Here is a 14,763-nt window from a genome sequence, read left to right on the forward strand (position 1 = left end):
GTGTGAAAAAGCACTTAATAGCCAATGATAGCGGCCACTGATAAAAGTATTAAAGGGAATTGATATGTACCAAGATCATATCGTCATTGACGGATTACAGTATAGCCATTGGGATCGTGACTACTTTAAGATGCTACAAGCCAGTGGTATCAATGCGGTACATGCCACCTTGGTCTATCACGAAGATGCCCGTCAGACCATGACCCGCTTTAGCGAGTGGCACACACGCTTTGAGCAAAATAACGATCTTATCTTGCCAGTGTACTCAGTAGCTGATATAAAAACGGCAAAAGAGCAGGGCAAAGTGGGCATTTTCTTTGGCGCACAAAACTGCTCACCAATCGATGATGAAATTGGTTTGATTAGCGTGATGCGTCGTTTAGGTTTATTGATTATGCAGCTGACTTACAACAACCAGAGCTTACTAGCCACTGGTTGTTATGAGCAGAATGACAGCGGCATCACACGTTTTGGTCAGCAGGCGATCAAAGAGATGAACCGTGTCGGTATGATCATCGATATGTCTCATAGCGCAGAGCGCTCCACGCTTGAAGCGATAGAAATCTCATCGCGTCCGATATGTATCAGTCATGCCAATCCAACCACAGCACACGATGCCCTGCGTAATAAATCGGATACGGTCATCAGTGCCTTGACCCAAGCAGGCGGGTTGTTAGGTTTTAGCTTATACCCGTTTCATTTGCCAAATGGTAGTGCATGTACGCTTGATGACTTCTGTACGATGATTGCTAACTGTGCTGACAAATATGGCGTTGAGCATTTATCCATTGGTAGTGACTTGTGTCTCAATCAACCGCAAGCCGTGCTTGAATGGATGCGTAATGGGCGTTGGTCAAAAGCGATGGATTATGGTGAAGGCAATGCCAATAATTCAGGTTGGCCTGACACGCTGCCGTGGTTTGCTGGCAAGGACGGTATGGAAAACATCTATAACGGTCTGCTCAAGCACGGTTTTAACGAAAGTGATGCTGGAAAAGTCATTGGTCAAAACTGGTTCGATTTTTTAGAGCAAGGCTTAAAGCCTTTGGCTTGAGCAGCCACTTCTAAAGATTTTTTAGCCAGTTATTGTGCGAAACCGCTATAAAATGACAGGCGTTTTATAGCGCACAGCCATTTGAAATAGACAGTTTTGAAATAGAGAGCTTTAAAGTAAATAGCTTTGAAGTAAATAATATGGTGAGGCTATGTGGTTATATCCTCATTGCGATACCTCTGATTTAAAACGCAACATTAGCCTTAGCATATGGAGCCACATCATGGCCGATTTAAAGGGACTTAATCAAGTTGAGCAAGGACGCTCAAACGCTGCCAATAGCACAGCAGATAAGGTCAGCGCTGTACCAGCTGCTGCCGATATTGATGCGTTGGGGCTAAAAAATCCTGCCTTTTGGTATAGTGGCGGGTTTATTACAATTTTTGTGCTCATGGCGATTTTTGCAGAAGCACAGTTAGCAACGATTGTGGATGTTGGTTTTAAATGGTCGGCCAATATCTTTGGCCCTTTTTGGCAAATTTTGCTTCTCGCTACTTTCGTCATCGCTTTAGCGGTTGGTGCAGGTCGCACGGGTCGTGTTATTTTGGGCAACTTACCAAAGCCTGAAATGGACAATTTCAAATGGATGGCTATCCTGTTTTGTACATTGTTGGCTGGCGGCGGGGTTTTTTGGGCGGCGGCAGAACCTATTGCTCATTTCGTGTCAGCGCCTCCCTTATACGGTGAGTCACCAGACTTGCAACAACGAGCATTTAACGCCTTATCACAATCTTTTATGCATTGGGGATTTTTGGCGTGGTCGATTGTCGGTAGTTTGACCGCGATTGTGGTCATGCATCTGCATTATGACAAAGGCTTGCCGCTGAAACCTCGCACACTTCTTTATCCTATGTTTGGTGAGCGCGTACTTACTGGTCAAACGGGCGCGATTATCGATGCTTGTTGTATCGTTGCCGTTGCCGCTGGTACGATTGGTCCTATCGGTTTTCTGGGTCTACAGACCAGCTATGCACTCAATACCTTGTTTGGTATTCCTGATACTTTTGCCACCCAGCTTATCATTATCATATTCGCGATTGGGCTTTATACCTTATCAGCGATCAGTGGTCTTGCTCGAGGCATGCAATTGCTCAGCCGCTTCAATGTCATATTGGCAGTTGCGCTGATGGTCTTTATTTTGATATTTGGACCGACCAATTTTATCGTCAATGGTTATATTCAAGGTGTCGGCACGATGGTCGATAACTTTATTCCAATGGCCACTTTTCGCGGTGATGAAGGCTGGCTTGGCGGTTGGACCGTGTTCTTTTGGGGTTGGTTCTTAGGTTATGGCCCGATGATGGCTATCTTTATCGCTCGTATCTCACGTGGTCGTACGATTCGTCAATTGATTACCACGGTTTGTATCATTGCGCCACTCGTTACTTGCTTTTGGTTCACCGTCGTTGGTGGTTCGGGTCTGGCGTTTGAGATTGCCAATCCGGGCAGTGTCAGTAGCGCATTTGAAGGCTTTAACTTACCTGGTGCACTATTAGCCGTTACCCAGCAATTACCCTTTCCTTTAATTACCTCGATATTATTTCTAATTTTAACCACCGTTTTTATCGTCACGACAGGTGATTCGATGACCTATACCATCAGTGTGGTCATCAGTGGCGAGCGTGAGCCAAACGCCATGATTCGTACCTTTTGGGGCATTATGATGGGGGTGACAGCGATTGTTTTAATCTCGCTTGGTTCAGGTGGCGTGACAGCATTGCAGTCTTTTATCGTGATTACCGCTGTGCCTGTCTCCTTTATCCTGCTGCCATCGCTATGGAACGGGCCACAAATTGCCCAGCAAATGGCGCGAGAGCAAGACTTGTATCGACCTAATCAGGTAGAGGTAAGACATAAAATTAGCGAAGAAAAGCTCGCTAAGGAAAAGCTTACTCAAAAAACTGATTGACTACCAAACGGTCAAGGTCAAAACAACGATCCTAAAAACGGCTGAATACTTATTTACCAATAGATATCATCATTGGCATTATTAACAAAGCTGCTGGCTCAATATATTAGGTAAGGTAGTGAAATTATGAATATGATTCATGCAAATAATGAAAGAATTAATGTCAAGCCGCCTCAACTTAGCACTAAATTTCGTACTCGTGACGTGATTATGAATGCAGAAAGGTTGGGCGCGATGCACCAAACTCGCATTAGCTTTGTGCGCACGTTACTGCGTAAGATTGATAGAGAGCAATGGACGCTCAGTACCCATTTGTGGGATTTGGATGAGCAAGGCTATGGCACGGTTATTTATCGCCTCAATACCCCAGAGCATCTGTATCATCTGGTGGTATTTTGTAATGAGCTGGCTGATGAAGAGCGTAATGATAGGGTGATTGCCCAAAAATGGGATGTGACCTTTGGTTTGGTCTTTGGTGAGATAAGTGAGGAGCTACTGGGTAACCTACAAGCCAACGTACCGCTGCAAGAAGCAGGTCGAAACTCTAATATGGTGATGGTGCTGGCACGAGCAAATAAGAGCGTACGGGTCTTTGATCATATCGTTAGCTCGCTCGCCGTTGGTCAGCAACCAAATTTAGATATACTCGCGCAGGTGGGTTATATATTGCGTACCACGGCGGTCTATGGCAACGGTAAGTTTGGTATTTATGACTTCAAACCGTTAGATCACAGTGCAGATTTTGATCAATCGTTTCGAGCGCAGATGTGTGCCGTGTATTTGCTGCGTGAGTTTAGCTTAGATTGGGTCGATTATTTGGCAAAGCAAAAAGGCGGTAGCAACGCCGCTGCACTGCATCCAGAGATTAAGCGTTACTTGGGAGTTGGTAACGCCACCGGTTTGGGCATGGCACCGTATCTAATCAACCATCCTTGTGTCGTCGATCAATGGCTAACTACCCGTGAAGAAGCGTTGCAAGTGACACTGATCTGCCAGATTGAACCCAAAAAAACCGTATATTTTGCCAGTTTAATCAAACGTGCTATTCAGCATTTTAGCGAGATTGTTACCATCAATGAGTCGCAAATCAAACTCAATGAAGCGGTCGTTGCAGAATTAGCCGTATTACAAAATAATTTGATGGTAACCATTAATCAATACAGTACATGGGCAGAGTTCTTACAAGCTCACCATCATCTAAGCCTTGAGAGCCAAGAAGTGATTATCTCTTGCTTGATGGAGCTTTATCCTGAGCGTGTCGATGCGTTTCAAGAAAAAATAAATGCCGATGAAACGCTGTCGCTACCGAAAGGCAAGGTGATCCAAGATTTAATCGATGTATTAGAGCGATATTATCAGTGGGTGATTAATATTGATTTTAGCCAGCCCGATAATAGCCATTGGTTTTGGTATCGCTCGGTGGATAAAGAAGAGCCAAGGATGGGCGTGCGCGGGCAAGAACCGGGTGCTGATCGTGAGCTTGCATTAGACATCGCACGGCAAGCAAATAAGCTGTATCTCGCGTTGAAACCCACCGATCCAAAGCAGCTCATTTCAGAGTTCATCTTAAATCAGCCAAAATATCGCTCGATTGCGCGCCGCGTTTGGACGATGGGACATAAGCCACTGGGCGATATTCAGATGAATGTCTTGCATAAAACCGCATTACCCATGCACCTGTTACGGTGTAAATTATCGATGTTTGGTGCCACCAAGTTCGATCCCAGATCAGATCGCTGGGTGCGGATCACCTTGTTTCAAGGTGCGCCTTTGTTTGCAGAAGTGCATAGTGATGAATGGCTGTTTCCTTTATTACCCGATTTATCGAAAGAGCAGGGAGGTTTGACTCATGATCGTATCGCATAATGAAATCGTGACGATAGTACACAAAGCCTTTACTGGGATGCACCGTGAAGTAGGCGAAGCGGATGTGATTGCTACCATGGTCGCTGAATTACAGATGGCGGGCTTGGACGGTATCAGACACTTTAACAATGCCAGTCCGTATATCTTAACTGAGCACGATACGCCAATCGATATCGTCCACCAACAAGACGGCGCTATTCGTTTAGATTTGCATGGTAGCAGCTTGGCTTGTCACTTGCCGACTATCATTGACTATGCGCTTGAAAAAATGGGTGATTTGGCGCATTTTCATATTTATTTACAGAACTGTCATAACCGCTGGTTGGCTTATAGCGAGCTGGTGGGGCTGGCTGCCAAAGGCTTTGCTTGCTTGGCTAAATGGGACAATGGCTCTGTGCCCAAGCATACATTATTTACGTTAAATCAAGGTTTTGTGTATCCTGATTTATACTTTTTTGACCAAGCACAAGCCAATTACAATACCAATGATATGATTATTGAAATTGCGACCCAAAATTTTGATATTGAACAGGACATACAGCATTTCAATCATAAAATATCGACAGATGAGCTATTTGAAACCCATCAGCGCGCATGGAAAGAAGGCATCTATGTCGACGATGAACAGTGGGTGATACTCAAAAAAACGGCTGCGGCGATGTTGGTAGAAAATAGCGAAACATCAAGTAAAGGTGCGGGAGGGGCGTAAGCGACAGGAATGTAATAAATAAAAGGTTACAAAATGACATAGGCAAATAGATTAAGCCAGAAAGAGGTTTGTAATTAAAAATTTCAGAAAGTATTTTGGATTAAAAGGTATTTCGGAGTTGTTTGAATAGATGGGAAAAGCTAGAGGCTTTGATTAAGCAGAATAAGATTGGCGGTGAAGGAGGGATTCGAACCCTCGATACGCTATTAACGCATACACACTTTCCAGGCGTGCGGTTTCAGCCACTCACCCACTTCACCGTTTTTAGACGGCTCAGTATAGCGGATACTGTCTAGAATGTCACGACTTGCACCTTATCTTTCTTTATTTACAAACGCCTGCTACGATAGCGTATACGTAATGACAAGCATAGATGGTTGAAAGTTGAATGATAAGTTTCGGTAGGCTCAATGCTCGTTTGAAAAACAGTATTACAATGACCGTGATGGCGGTGGTCGTAAGTATAACTTCAGCGCATGCTGATGACTTTACTCAGTGTAGCGAGTCCTTTTATGGCGGTGTCTATCCTGAGTTTATTAATACCAAGCTAAGCAACAAAACCCAAGCTTTATGCATGGATGGTTTTGCCGTTATGTATTCTGGTGTGTCGCGTACACCGCTTTGGTCAGCAGAATATTTGGATCGCAAGCGTTTACAACAAGCAAAAGAAATTGATCGTGAAGACAGCTTTCATGAAGAAAGTAGGTTACCAAAATCCGCACGCGCCTCATTGTCCGACTATTCAGGCTCTGGCTATGATCGCGGGCATTTAGCGCCCAATGCCGATATGGCGAATCGTAGTCAACAATATGATAGCTTTAGCCTTGCCAATATCGCCCCGCAGTCACCGCGCAACAATCGCTATATCTGGCGTAATATTGAATCAGCCACTCGCTATTTGACCCAGCAATATGGAGAGGTTTATAGCATTACAGGGGTAGCATTTACTGGCAAAACAACCAAGCAACTGGCAGATCGTGTACTGGTGCCCAGTCATTTTTTTAAAGCCGTCTATATACCAGCGATTAATCAAGCAGGGGTCTATTATGCACCCAATGATGAGTCAGAGCGCATAGAGGTTATTAGTGTTGATGAACTCTCGACCAGGATTGGTATCGATGTGCTGCCCGTCTTGGATGCCAAAACCAAAACACAGGCATTTGATCTGCCATTAAAGGCGGGTGAAAGCTCCGAGTTGCCGGATGAGCCAACAGAAGAGCCGGCTTGGATGCTGTTTGTTTGGGCGATTCTTGAGTGGGTAATCGCCCAATTGCAAGCATAATGCCTTTGTGACACAAGTCTATATATAATAAAAGGCACAAAAAATCCAAAAATTACGCAAGGTATTAATAAAAAGGAGAATCAAATGATTGATCCATTTGCCAATGACCACCAAAGCATGCAAATCGGTGAGCTTATCATCGAAAACCAAACAGATAAAATTATTATATATGGCGATATTGATTTGACTCTTGATGCTACTGGATATAAGCAAGCACAACAGTTACATGAACTAACAAGCAAGATTCTTCAGGCATTTGAAAATGATGCTATTTACAATAATAGTCAGCATAAGTCAAAAGAAAAAGATGACCGGCTGGATAAAAATATTGACAATCCTTTTTTATAACTATTTGATATAGTTCAATTTTTATAGAAATAATAAACTATAAAAAAATTACTAGGCAAAAGCTTAAAATTGCTTATAATGAGTCAAGACATCGCTTATGTCGTATAAAATTTTGATGAGCAGTTTTTTTAGATGCGCTAATCACTTCCAAAGAGTAGAAAGTCGCATAGCTGTTAATAGGAATTTTAGCGAAGGATAAGCCTAGGAGATCAGAAACATAACGTTTCGAGTAATCATTGTATGAAGGGAATCAGTCTATGAAATTATTTACCAAAACCACTCTAGCTGTTGCAGGTATCAGTTTAGCAAGCATGGCATTCGCCGCTGATCCTTTGGCCAATACCACGTGGCAGACATTTGATGAAGGTAAGCCAAAAGGTACCGTAAAGATTACTGAGTCAAACGGTGTACTAACAGGTACGCTTATCGCTACCAACTCAGCCAAAGGCAAAAAGCACGTTGGTACGACCATTATTAAAGGTTTAAAGTCTGATGGTGGTGGCAAATATAGTGGTGGTACGATTACTGATCCTGAAAAGGGCAAAGACTATCGTATGACCGCAAACTTGAGTGGCAACACCTTAAATCTAAAAGGTTATATCGGTCCATTCTCACGCAGTCAAACGTGGAAAAAGAAATAAACCTATCGTTTATTTTTAGTATTAGACCTAATATTGATAAATAAAAATCCCGCAATACCTTTTGGTAATGCGGGATTTTTAGTACATATATTTTAATATTGGCTTCAGAGCTTATCTCACAAACTCAGGATATGCTTCCATACCACACTCTGCTATATCCGCACCTTCATACTCATCTTCTTCAGATATACGCAGACCAATCACTAATTTGATAACCGCCCAAGTGATTAAGCTGGCGATGAATACCCAAGTAAAGATAGTGGCTGCACCAGCAATCTGACCTACGAACGATGCTGCTGGGTTGGTAATTGGTACGATAAGCAGACCGAACAGACCGACTACACCATGAACTGAGATAGCACCCACTGGATCATCTATTTTTATTTTATCCAATGCTAAGATAGATAGCACAACGATAACGCCAGCGATCAAACCAAACAGTGTTGCTTGTAATGCAGATGGGGTTGAGGGTTCTGCCGTGATAGCGACTAATCCTGCGAGTGCACCATTTAAGAGCATGGTTAAGTCAGCTTTGCCAAAGATGATGCGTGCTATTATTAAAGCACCAATTGCACCGCCGGCCGCTGCTGCATTGGTATTCAAAAAGACCATAGCAACCGAGTTGGCGCTGGCAATATCACCCAGTTTTAGCACCGAGCCGCCATTGAAACCGAACCAACCCATCCAGAGAATAAGTGTTCCAAGCGCTGCCAGTGGTAAGTTAGCACCTGGAATGGCGCGTATTTCACCATTAGGGCCATACTTGCCTTTACGTGCACCTAATAATAATACCCCTGCTAATGCAGCCGCAGCACCCGCCATATGGACGATACCAGAACCTGCAAAATCAGAAAAACCCATGTCGCCTAAATTGAACATACCAAATACATCATTGCCACCCCACGTCCAGCTACCCTCTAATGGATAAATGACACCAGTCATCACCACAGCAAATAATAAGAACGACCACAGCTTCATGCGCTCAGCCACCGCTCCTGAAACGATCGACATACAGGTTGCAACAAACACCACTTGGAAGAAAAAATCAGACGCAGCGGAGTAAACAGAATCACCATCAAAGCCGTTTTCAGCGGAGGCTGCTAGGGCATCTGCTACCAGCGTTTCATTACCCGCGATACCGCTCAAGAATAGGTTGCCACCATACATAATGGCATAGCCGCATATCATGTACATGGTACAAGCGGTGGCAAAAAGTGCGATATTTTTGGTTAAAATCTCAACGGTGTTTTTTGAGCGGACAAGTCCAGCTTCTAACATAGTGAAGCCTGCTGCCATCCACATGACGAGCGCCCCGCACATTAAAAAGTAAAACGTGTCAAGTGCGTACTGGAGCTCGAAGATTTGATTTTGCATGTTAATTCCCCCTTGAATTGATGCAATACAGCTATCGGTATGATCTATAAATCTGTGTCTATATGGCCTTGAGCGTTAGATAGCGTCAGGGCCTGTCTCGCCCGTACGAATACGAATGACTTGCTCGAGTGCAGTGACGAAGATTTTTCCATCACCAATCTTGCCCGTGCTAGCGATGCGAGTGATGGCTTCGATAGCAGGTTCGACCATCTCATCAATAACAGCCACTTCGACTTTTACTTTAGGTAAGAAGTCCACCACGTATTCTGCGCCGCGATAGAGTTCTGTGTGACCTTTTTGGCGACCGAAACCTTTGACTTCAGTAACAGTGACACCTTTAACACCGATGTCAGAAAGCGCTTCACGTACATCATCGAGCTTAAACGGTTTTAAGATCGCAGTGATTAGCTTCATAAAATATTCCTTATTTGTGTGATGCCGCAGGTTGATAGAAGCATTGTGGTGCATTGTATCGCTGCCATGCTTACTATTAGTCATTCAAGAACTGTGCCAATTTACTCAAGGGGGATAGGTAAGATTGGATTTGTTTGTTCAAAAACAGCCATAGTTATGGCAAAAAATACTGGTTATGCTGCAATGGTATAAACCACCGTTATGAGCATAGAGAATGCGAATTAACCTTTAGCGTTGAACTGACGAAAACTTTATTATAACCAACTTTTTAGGTGCTTGGGGAGACCATCCATCTATTTCCTGTGATGATTTGCTAACCTAGTTTGGTATATGAAACGAATCACTTGAGGAGAAAGTAGGGAAAATTGTGTAATACGGTAAGCGGCAGAGCTTAACATGGATGTATAGGCTCTGCGCTCAAAGAGAGAGGAGTGGCTGTGTAGATCGGCTAAAGCCTATACCTTTGGGAAGAGTAGGTAGGGGGTTTTGGTGCTACCGAGCAGCTTTTTTGTGTCGCTACCTTTTAGAAGTTCACGCAGACGAGATTGGCCAAAGGCACCGGTCATTAGCATACCGATATTATTTTCATTTTGATAATAATTCAAAGCCGAAGTGACATCGCGGCAGTCCAGCAAGGCTTTTTTAGACTTGATGCCTGCTTGTTTGAGCCGCGCATAAGCTTCGCGTAGCGCATCGCAATTTTCAGAATTTTCTTTACCGACCATCACGATATGAACGGTTAATGCGCGCACCAGTGAGGTTTTGCAGAGCCAATTGAGCAATTTATGTGAAGTAGGACTGTTGTCAAAAGCAAATAAAGCGGTCGTAGGGTGCAAAAATGGTGCATGAGTCACCAAAATGGGGCAGTGACTGACTCTAATTAACTGGCTCAATGTCGATTTGCAGGTGACATTGTGACCTATAACGATCAATTGTGCTTTGTCATCGACGTAATCGATACTTTCATTGAGGTGTTCATGGCGATGCAGGGTATATGTTTTTAGTTTTTGTCGCTGCTGTTCGCAATAGGTGGTAGCTTGATGAAGCAAAAGCTTGCCTTGGGCTTTTAGCTCACAATTACTCAAGTGCTCCTTGGTGGTGAATTGCTCAAGCAGCATGTTTTCATCATCGATATTTAGGCAGCCTGAATAATTCACAGCCGCTTTTTGTTGTAAGCTCGGTACAGAATGCAACAGTCCAACAGGTGCTTGTAGACGAGTCGCGGCCCACATGCTGGCTTCTAACACTGCTTGCACGTGGTCTGGGCAGTCCAAGCAGGCAATCACACTATCTGGTTTCAAATTACTCATAAGACCACCACATTATTCCAATATTAAAAAGACAGAATAAAAAGACAGCTGCTTAGCTCAAGGGTGGGGCGATAATGCTTATGCCCAACCCTTTGCACCAATGCAGCTGTTTATTCAACTGTTTATTTATGAGCGGTTAATCAATATTAGCTCAATAAATAGACGTGGCTTTGTTTAATCCAATAAGCCAATATCTCGGCGATCGTGGATAGAGAAGCGATCAATCAGTGTTCGGCTCGCATTATTGAGTCCCACCACTTTGACATCAATGCCCTCACGTTGCAAGCGCATGACCAGTTTGTCCAAGGTGTCTACGGCACTGACATCCCAAAAATGCGCTTGGCTGACATCAATTTGAATACTGTCCAAAGCTTCTTTGGTATCGAAGCTGTTTAAGAACTGAGTCGTAGAAGCAAAGAATACTTGTCCTTGCACATAATAATAACGGGTATTAGTACTCTCATCATACTCACTAAATACCGTTAAGAATTGACCAATTTTATTGGCAAACGCCAGCGCCGATAGCAGCACGCCCACGCCCACGCCATAAGCTAGGTTGTGCGTAAATACTGTGGTCAAAACAGTCGCTAGCATGACAATGTTAAATGACATCGGATGCGTTTTAAATTCGCGAATAGACTGCCAGTTAAAAGTACCAATAGAGACCATAATCATCACAGCGACCAGTGCCGCCATTGGAATTTGACTGACCCATTCACTTAAGAACACTACCATAATGAGCAGTACGATACCTGCCATCAAAGTGGACAGACGCGTACGTCCGCCAGATTTGACGTTGATCATAGATTGACCAATCATGGCACAGCCTGCCATACCACCGAAGAAACCTGATACGACGTTGGCAATCCCTTGACCACGACACTCGCGGTTTTTATCGCTTGGCGTATCTGTCAAATCATCGACGATAGTCGCTGTCATCATCGATTCTAATAAACCAACGATGGCAAGTGCGATAGAGTAAGGCGCGATGATCAGTAAAGTATTTAGGTTCAAGGGAATGTCAGGTAATAAGAACATCGGTAATGAATCAGGCAAATCGCCCATACTGCCGACATTACGAATATCAAGATTCATATACATGGCGACAGCGGTCAAACCAACGATACAGATCAGCGGTGACGGAATCACGCGACCGATTTTAGGAATCAGCGGAAACAAGTAGATAATCGCTAAACCCGCCGCTGTCATGATATAAACCGTCATGCCAACGCGTTCGGTCATGGGATTCAACTCTGGTAGCTGAGCGGCAAATATCAATATCGCGAGCGCATTGACGAAGCCAATGACTACCGAGCGCGACACAAAGCGCATCAAGTTACCAAGCTTTAAAATACCCATTACAATCTGAATCCCACCGCACAATAAGGTGGCAGCTAGCAAATACTGCAAACCATGCTCGGCGACTAAGTCAACCATCACCAGTGCCATTGCCCCAGTTGCTGCCGAAATCATGCCTGGACGACCACCGACGAAACTGATCACGACCGCGATACAAAATGAGGCATACAAGCCGACTTTTGGATCAACACCCGCGATAATAGAAAAGGCAATGGCTTCAGGAATCAGCGCTAAGGCAACAACCAAACCGGATAAAACGTCGCCGCGAACATTGGAAAACCACTCGTCACGTAAGTTATCAATAAAAGATGTCATAAGTAAACTGCATAGGGTTAGAGGCAAAAAAAGTAATCATTACTCATTCATAAAATGATCGCATCGATATAAAAGTAGCTATTCATCTTTCTTTTACGGCAACATGTGCTGTGTCATATTGCGGTATTGAGTTATTAAAGATCAGTAATAAGTAGGTCTATTGATTTACTTACTGGTATCGCTAATACGCTCACCAATAATTGATATGATGATAAATTCAGTGAGATTACCTAAAAAAATAGTTAAAATAAGGTGCTTAAAGCAGGGCGTTTATAAGAGCACCTACAGTAACGAATAGCGTCAGCAATGATATGCTGCGGTAGAGGGTAATAAATAATTTATCAAATAAAAATAGCCGCTCGACATGACCCGTCTATAGTAGTAACTTTGCCAAACAGAAGTGACAATAGCGTGCTAACTGTGACAACATGCTAAACTAAAATGCTTGGGTAAATACCCAGTCACTTACAGATTAAGGCAACTATTATAGCATTAGCCACTTAATATAAAAACAGGCGCATAATAGCACATCGTCATAAAAAACCAGTACCGAAATCTGAACGATACCGTTATGATGCGTCTCATCTTGACGGCATCATTTTGCTTCTTTATATACTAGGTTTGTTTGATGCCATTTTGCTCGTCCAACAGAAGGAATAAATATGACCACCAACGCTGCAACAGACGCCTTACTTCACAAAGGCAGTGGTCTACAAGTCGTGGTCGGTTTGGGACAATCTGGGTTATCAGTTGCGCGCTATTTGGCCAATCAAGGCTATCAGGTTGCTGTTACTGATACTCAGGTAACACCTAGCTTAGCAGATCAACTACCCGCTGAGATTAGTATTCGCCAATTTGGTGCGATTGACGCCGAGCTCTTGCAGCAAGCGGCACGTATTGTTATAAGCCCCGGTATCTCTCTTGCTACCGAAGCCGTCGCCGCTGCTCGCCAAGCGAATATTCCAGTGGTTAGTGACATTCAGCTATTTTGTGAGGCTTGTACCGTACCGATAGTGGCGATTACTGGCTCTAATGCCAAGAGCACCGTGACCACCTTGGTCGGGCAAATGGCCGCGGATGCTAGTGTCAATGTTGGTGTCGGCGGTAATATTGGCGTGCCAGCGCTGACCTTGCTTGATAATCCTGATATGGAGCTGGCAGTGCTTGAGCTGTCGAGCTTTCAGTTAGAGACGGTGACCAATTTGGGTGCGCAAGTGGCGACGGTTCTAAATATGTCACCTGACCATCTAGATCGCCATGGCGATATGCTGGGCTACCATCAAGCCAAACATCGTATCTTTCAGGGTGCTAAGTCCGTGGTTATCAATCGCGAAGACGCATTGACGCGCCCGCTCGTGGCTGATAATTTGCCCAGAGTGAGTACCGGTATACATGCTCCTGATAAAGGTCAATATGGTCTTATTACTACTCCTGAAGGCCAGATTTATCTTGCCCACGGTACAGAAAAACTACTGTCGGCAGATAAACTGTTGATTAAAGGTCGTCATAATCTGCTCAATGCACAGGCAGCCTTGGCATTAGGCGAACTTGCTGGTTTGCCATTGGGCAGTATGTTAAATACCTTACAGCAGTTTACTGGACTTGAGCATCGTTGCCAGTATGTGGCAAATGCTGCAGACATTGATTATTTTAATGATTCAAAAGGCACCAATATCGGCTCAACGATGGCAGCTATCGAAGGGCTGGGCGCAGTCTATGCACCAAAGGATGGTAAACTACTATTGATTTTGGGTGGACAAGGTAAGGGTCAACAGTTTGGTGAATTGACGCCGTTTATCAATCAGTATGTTAGCCAAGTACTGTTTATTGGTGAAGATGCGCCGCTGATTGAACAGCATCTGCGCGCGGCTAAGATAAGCGCCGATGTGGCGTTACATCAATGCCAAACTTTAGAAAATGCCTTTACAACCATTCAACAAGTCACGACAAGCAGCCTATCGCAAGTGCAAGCGGTGCTATTGTCACCTGCTTGTGCCAGCTTTGATCAATATAGTGGCTACGCAGCTCGCGGTGAGCATTTCAGTCAGTTGGTTGGTCAATTAGCAACTGAGTCGTCAGATATGATGACTGCGGAATAAAAGGTTTGGTGATTTAAGCATTTGCATGATAAGTGCTTAGCGAATATCAGCATTTAATAAAGAGCTCATGTATTTAATAAAGA

The 14,763-nt window shown here is 44.0% G+C and carries 12 protein-coding genes and 1 tRNA gene; 8 read left to right on the forward strand and 5 right to left on the reverse strand.

Translation table 11 applies throughout. The features are described 5' to 3' along the window. Positions 1-64 precede the first annotated feature (64 nt). The 4 genes from JMX95_RS08910 (at position 65) to JMX95_RS08925 (ending at position 5,538) form a co-directional block, all read left to right on the forward strand. Entirely contained in the window at positions 65-1,054 is a 990-nt protein-coding gene (locus JMX95_RS08910; protein WP_201560610.1) for a membrane dipeptidase, read from the forward strand. A 223-nt stretch (positions 1,055-1,277) separates the two neighbouring features. Next, positions 1,278-2,963: a BCCT family transporter gene (locus tag JMX95_RS08915; protein ID WP_201560611.1), complete on the forward strand. Its 1,686-nt coding sequence runs from the start codon at positions 1,278-1,280 to the stop codon at positions 2,961-2,963. Positions 2,964-3,089: 126 nt separating this feature from the next. After that, on the forward strand, positions 3,090-4,829 hold the full coding sequence (locus JMX95_RS08920; RefSeq protein WP_265089722.1) for a hypothetical protein: 1,740 nt from the start codon (positions 3,090-3,092) through the stop codon (positions 4,827-4,829). Further along, on the forward strand, positions 4,813-5,538 hold the full coding sequence (locus tag JMX95_RS08925) for a DUF3726 domain-containing protein (protein WP_201560612.1): 726 nt from the start codon (positions 4,813-4,815) through the stop codon (positions 5,536-5,538). Before JMX95_RS08920 ends, JMX95_RS08925 begins: the two co-directional genes overlap by 17 nt. A gap of 169 nt (positions 5,539-5,707) precedes the next feature. Here JMX95_RS08925 and JMX95_RS08930 read toward each other — a convergent pair. Further along, positions 5,708-5,798 (reverse strand) — tRNA-Ser (locus JMX95_RS08930). A 158-nt stretch (positions 5,799-5,956) separates the two neighbouring features. Here JMX95_RS08930 and JMX95_RS08935 point away from each other — a divergent pair. From JMX95_RS08935 to JMX95_RS08945, 3 genes are all read left to right on the forward strand, one after another. Further along, entirely contained in the window at positions 5,957-6,820 is an 864-nt protein-coding gene (locus tag JMX95_RS08935) for a DNA/RNA non-specific endonuclease (protein WP_227676020.1), read from the forward strand. A gap of 84 nt (positions 6,821-6,904) precedes the next feature. Next, a complete protein-coding gene (locus tag JMX95_RS08940; RefSeq protein WP_109591966.1) occupies positions 6,905-7,168 on the forward strand; it encodes a hypothetical protein in 264 nt (87 codons plus the stop codon). 257 nt (positions 7,169-7,425) lie between these two features. Then, positions 7,426-7,809, forward strand: a complete 384-nt coding sequence (locus tag JMX95_RS08945) for a DUF2147 domain-containing protein (RefSeq protein WP_045445845.1) — start codon at positions 7,426-7,428, stop codon at positions 7,807-7,809. Between the two features lie 111 nt (positions 7,810-7,920). On the opposite strand, the gene JMX95_RS08950 is transcribed toward JMX95_RS08945, so the two are convergent. The 4 genes from JMX95_RS08950 to JMX95_RS08965 all read right to left on the reverse strand — a co-directional run bounded on the left by JMX95_RS08950 (position 7,921) and on the right by JMX95_RS08965 (position 12,581). Further along, a complete protein-coding gene (locus tag JMX95_RS08950; RefSeq protein WP_045452414.1) occupies positions 7,921-9,183 on the reverse strand; it encodes an ammonium transporter in 1,263 nt (420 codons plus the stop codon). 75 nt (positions 9,184-9,258) lie between these two features. Beyond that, entirely contained in the window at positions 9,259-9,597 is a 339-nt protein-coding gene (locus JMX95_RS08955; RefSeq protein ID WP_010197981.1) for a P-II family nitrogen regulator, read from the reverse strand. Between the two features lie 455 nt (positions 9,598-10,052). Further along, the gene (locus tag JMX95_RS08960; RefSeq protein ID WP_201560613.1) at positions 10,053-10,907 is read right to left on the reverse strand and encodes a universal stress protein; all 855 of its coding nucleotides are present in this window, start codon (positions 10,905-10,907) and stop codon (positions 10,053-10,055) included. A gap of 174 nt (positions 10,908-11,081) precedes the next feature. After that, positions 11,082-12,581, reverse strand: a complete 1,500-nt coding sequence (locus JMX95_RS08965) for a SulP family inorganic anion transporter (protein ID WP_087813692.1) — start codon at positions 12,579-12,581, stop codon at positions 11,082-11,084. Between the two features lie 662 nt (positions 12,582-13,243). Here JMX95_RS08965 and murD point away from each other — a divergent pair. Then, complete coding sequence (murD, locus tag JMX95_RS08970) at positions 13,244-14,680, forward strand: UDP-N-acetylmuramoyl-L-alanine--D-glutamate ligase (RefSeq protein WP_109591962.1); 1,437 nt, start codon at positions 13,244-13,246, stop codon at positions 14,678-14,680. Positions 14,681-14,763 lie beyond the last annotated feature (83 nt).

The sequence above is a fragment of the Psychrobacter sp. NC44 genome (assembly GCF_904846655.1).
Lineage (GTDB): Bacteria > Pseudomonadota > Gammaproteobacteria > Pseudomonadales > Moraxellaceae > Psychrobacter.